Source organism: Pseudoalteromonas sp. Z1A6, assembly GCF_011378745.1.
GTDB classification, from domain to species: domain Bacteria; phylum Pseudomonadota; class Gammaproteobacteria; order Enterobacterales; family Alteromonadaceae; genus Pseudoalteromonas; species Pseudoalteromonas arctica.
This window is the reverse complement of sequence record NZ_WTKW01000344.1, coordinates 1-4374: the sequence shown is the minus strand read 5'-3', so window position 1 is coordinate 4374 and position 4374 is coordinate 1. Positions and strand designations below refer to the sequence as shown.

Annotated in this window: 2 protein-coding genes; both read right to left on the bottom strand. The window is 38.0% G+C overall.

The genetic code is table 11. The annotated features are described in order from the left end of the window. Window positions 1-759: 759 nt before the first annotated feature. Complete coding sequence (gene mdoH / locus GQR46_RS16740; protein WP_165726629.1) at window positions 760-2721, bottom strand: glucans biosynthesis glucosyltransferase MdoH; 1962 nt, start codon at window positions 2719-2721, stop codon at window positions 760-762. Then, window positions 2693-4312, bottom strand: a complete 1620-nt coding sequence (locus tag GQR46_RS16735) for a glucan biosynthesis protein G (protein WP_101216230.1) — start codon at window positions 4310-4312, stop codon at window positions 2693-2695. Before GQR46_RS16735 ends, mdoH begins: the two co-directional genes overlap by 29 nt. Window positions 4313-4374: the final 62 nt, after the last annotated feature.

Sequence of the window (4374 nt, the reverse complement as noted above, 5' to 3'; positions counted from 1 at the left end):
TTATTATTAATTAGTCCTATGTTACTAATTAATAAAAAGGTACTAGAAAGCAATTTATTTACCTCAATTACTTAATTGGTTGGTTTATAAGAGGTTAATTGTAAAGTAAATGTAACTGCATGAATTTTAAGAACTTCTATTGATGCATCTATATACGTAATGTAGAATACTAGCACTTTTAGACTAGAGCTCTAAAGTCAGATAAGGAAGTCTCCGCAGCAGAGACGTTTGCTATTAATTCTATATAAGACGTAACAATCATGAAATCTATTAAATTAGCACCAAACTGGTGGCTACAATTTACAAAATGCGTTTTAGCATTCAGCTTAATATTTTTAATTCATATTATATTTTCTGTGAACCTAAAAATTGTTTTTCTCACTGTAATGCCAGCTCTACTGATTATTACTACTTTTAATATTCTTCATCTTCGTTTTTTACATTGTTATAAAGCAGGCATTTGTTATACGCGTTTATGCACAAAGCGTTATATCAATAGCGAGGAAATTAGTTGCGTATCATTTAGTTCGTTTTTTCTTTTCACCATTTTTAAGGTGGAGTTAGATAATGGTAAAACGTTCCATTTTTATAACTGGCAACTTGATGATGAAACGCAATCAGCTATTTCTAAAATGTACTGCAATAAGTTAGCTAACAAAATTGAAAATATTAGCGATAAATGCAATGCTTGATCTTTAATTTAGATAGCAAAAAGGAGCGATTAATCGCTCCTTTTTTGTTTTTGTATTTTATAACGCGCTAATTAAACTTTTTTATAGCCTTAGCTTTTAGCGCTTTCATCTTTAGCCTGCGTGGCTTCTTAAAAGACTGGATAGGCATTGTTACCAACTGCTCTTGTGGTAGTGCCGGTATTGTTTGTGGATAAGCACCTTCCTTTGGTACCGAAATTTCTTTTAGATGTATTTTAAGTGCTTCTAGAGTTGAGTCGTTATCAACTTCACTAGGGCAAATAAATATACCTAACTTTCTTAGTTGTACACCGAGTTTAATGCTACTGGTATAACGGATAATCGGAGCGCCTAATACTAAGCCCAGCAATATAGGTGATAACCACCAAAAGAATACTGGTGTGAAGTAGTAAGCCGTACAACCCCATGCAATAGCCACAATAGTTGAGAATAACGTATAACCAAACGCCTCTTTCCACGGAACCATACGACCTTCGCGCGGTTGTGCATCCCACTTCACTTTTTTACCTAAAAACACACAAAGTACAAAGTAAGCATGAAATACCATCATTAATGGGGCAACAATAATAGCGAATACGGTTTCAATGATTGAACCTAGTATGAGCTTAAATGAACCACCAAAGCGTTTGTTTCTATGTATTAAGGTTACTATTATGCCCATTAGTTTAGGCATTAATAAAATAACAATAGTTAAATACAAGAGTGAATCAATCAGATCGGTTTTAGCTATTTGCCATGTAGGGAATAATTGATAAACACGGTTAAAGTACACATCACTATTTAATGCGCGCGTTACTGCATCAATAGTACTTAGCGCTAGCATTGAGAGCCAAATTAGTGATGAAATATAGGCTGTCGCACCGAGTAAAAAGTGTAGCTTACTCATTAATTTTAATTTTGATGATGATAGTAAACCTAAGTGCTGAATATTACCTTGCACCCAGCGTCTATCGCGTACAGCGTAGTCTAGAATGTTACTTGGTACTTCTTCATAGCTACCTTCAATATCTGATAGCAACAATACATCCCAACCAGCACTGTGAAGTAGTGAAGCTTCTACAAAGTCATGACTTAAAATTTCGCCGCCAAAAGGTGCATTACCTTTTAGTGTTGGCAAGCCACAGCACGTTATAAATGCTTCAACTCTAATGATTGCATTATGACCCCAGTAGTTGGCTTTATCAGTTTGCCAAAAAGCTGAGCCAGTAGCGAGCATTGGGCTATATAGCACTGACGCAAACTGTAAAAAGCGGCCAAAAAAGGTATCTTGACGAACAGGGATCGGAATAGTTTGGATCAGGCCTGCTTGTGGGTTGTTGAGCATACTTGTAGTAAGCTCTAACATACATTTCCCGGTCATTACGCTATCTGCATCAAGCACAATCATATGGTCGTACTGGCTGCCCCAGCGCTCACAAAAGTCGGTTAGGTTACCTACTTTACGGTGTTTGTTATCTTCGCGACGACGATAAAAAACGTTTTTAGCCGTATCACCTAAACGTTCACACAATGCATGCCATGCACTTAGCTCGTTTTTAGCTATTTCTGGGTCTTGCGTGTCGCTTAATAAGTAAAAATCAAAGTTTGCAAGTTGGCCTGTTTCTTTTAACGATTGCAGACTTACTTCAAAGCCCGCGATAACACGGTGGGTGTCTTCGTTGTAAATAGGCATTACAACGGCGGTTTTTTGGGCGTTAATTGCCTCACTATTAAACTCAATTGGTTTAATACGCTTTAGCGTAAGTGGGTCAATTCGTAATAGCTGTAATACAAAGCCGATTGTTCCACTACAAAATGCCGTTACAATCCAGGCAAAAGTGATTGAGAATAATACTAAAAGAGCATACTCAAGTAATGTCATACCGTTTGAGCTTAAAATCTCAAACATAATAGATATGCCGTAGCCAGATGTGCCAAGCGCTGCAATAGCAAATAGCCAAACTCTTAATGTTTTGAATGGCATTGGAGTGCCCTTACCTTTATTACTTGATGTCATTTGGGTACCAAACATAACTCCATACCTCGCTAATTTCTTTATCACGTAGTTTTAACGATAAACGCATATCAACGGGTTGATCGTCCTGTGGTGCAATTTTAAAGGCTACACGCCATCCGCGTGAATCAGGCAGTTTTTGTACATTCACGTCGGTTACTTCGCCTGTTGTAAGTTGAATGTCGGCATCTAGCTTTAACTGTTCAGAGAGTTGATTTATTTCTGACCCAGTAAAATCAACAGTAAATTGGCGATGGCTTTTTGGTGGAGGGTTGTCCTCACCAGGTAAAGCGGCGCTACCGATCCTTGTGCGCAGTACTCTCGCTTTCTCGTGCTGAGTTAAAACTGCATTAAAGGTCGTCATTTTGTAGCTTAGCTTTAATGAATCACCGGCTTTCATTGGCTTTTCTGGTACCCAGTAACTGACGATATTGTCGTTAGTTTCTGTGTCAGTAGGTATCTCTACAAGCTCTACACGGCCATTTCCCCATTCACCTTGTGGTTCAATCCATAGACTAGGGCGGTTGTGGTAATGTGCTTCTGTGTCCAGATAGTTATTAAAATCTCTGTCTCGTTGAGCTAACCCAAAACCTTTTGGATTATTGTATGAAAACGAAGTTACACTTAGCTGTGAAGGGTTGTTAAGAGGGCGCCATACCCATTTATCATCAGCAGATTGAGTTAATAGGCCATCCGAGTCATGAACTTCAGGGCGATAGTCATCAAAAAATTTGGTACTGTTTTCACCGTGGTAAAACATACTCGTTAATGGAGCTACGCCGAGCTTTTTAATATCTTTACGTGCAAATATCTGCATATCAACATCAACTAGCATATTAGTTGTAGGGTCAACACTAAACTTGTATGCACCCGATATAGATGGGCTATCTAATAATGCAAAAATGGTAATTTGTGTTTGGTCGGCCTTTGGTTTAACTAACCAAAACTCTTTGAACATTGGAAATTCTTCACCTGAATTTTCTGCAGTATCAATGGCAAGGCCTCTAGCTGATAATCCATAAACTTGCTGAGGGCCAACAACTCTAAAATACGATGCTCCCTGAAATACCATTACTTCGTCTTTATACTCGTTAGTATTTAACGGGTAATGTAAGCGAAATCCAGCATGGCCTAGTTGAGTATCCGCAACACTTTTAGCTATTTCTTCTTGTAGTGGTGCAGCAGTGCCATCGTATTGGTAAAAGTCAGTACTGAAAGGTAAGCGACTGCGTTTAGAGTCACTATCAACGGTATTTATTGTCACAGGTGTTTTATATAAAAAACCAGGATGGAATAATTGCAGCTCGTACAGGCCTTCATCTTTCCATACTGCTTTGTCTTTTTTAAATCGAATTGAACGGTAATCTTGATAATCAATATTGTTAAGTGCTTCAAGCTCAATGTTTTTAGGCGCCACGTATTCTTCGCTTGCTAACTTTTTAGCGCGGGCGCTAATTACGTCAAATAAGCTACTTTGTGGGATTGCTACATCAACGGTTGCAGCAATCGCTTGGTTGCTATTGCCCCAAGTCGAAAAAATAATAAGTAGACCCAGTAGTGGTGCTGACTTCTTTTGCCATTTAGGCAGATTTTGGGTTAGTTGTTTCATTCTCATTCCTTTATAAAAACACGACTTATTTTTACGTTTAGGGTAAATATTGATTTTATTTT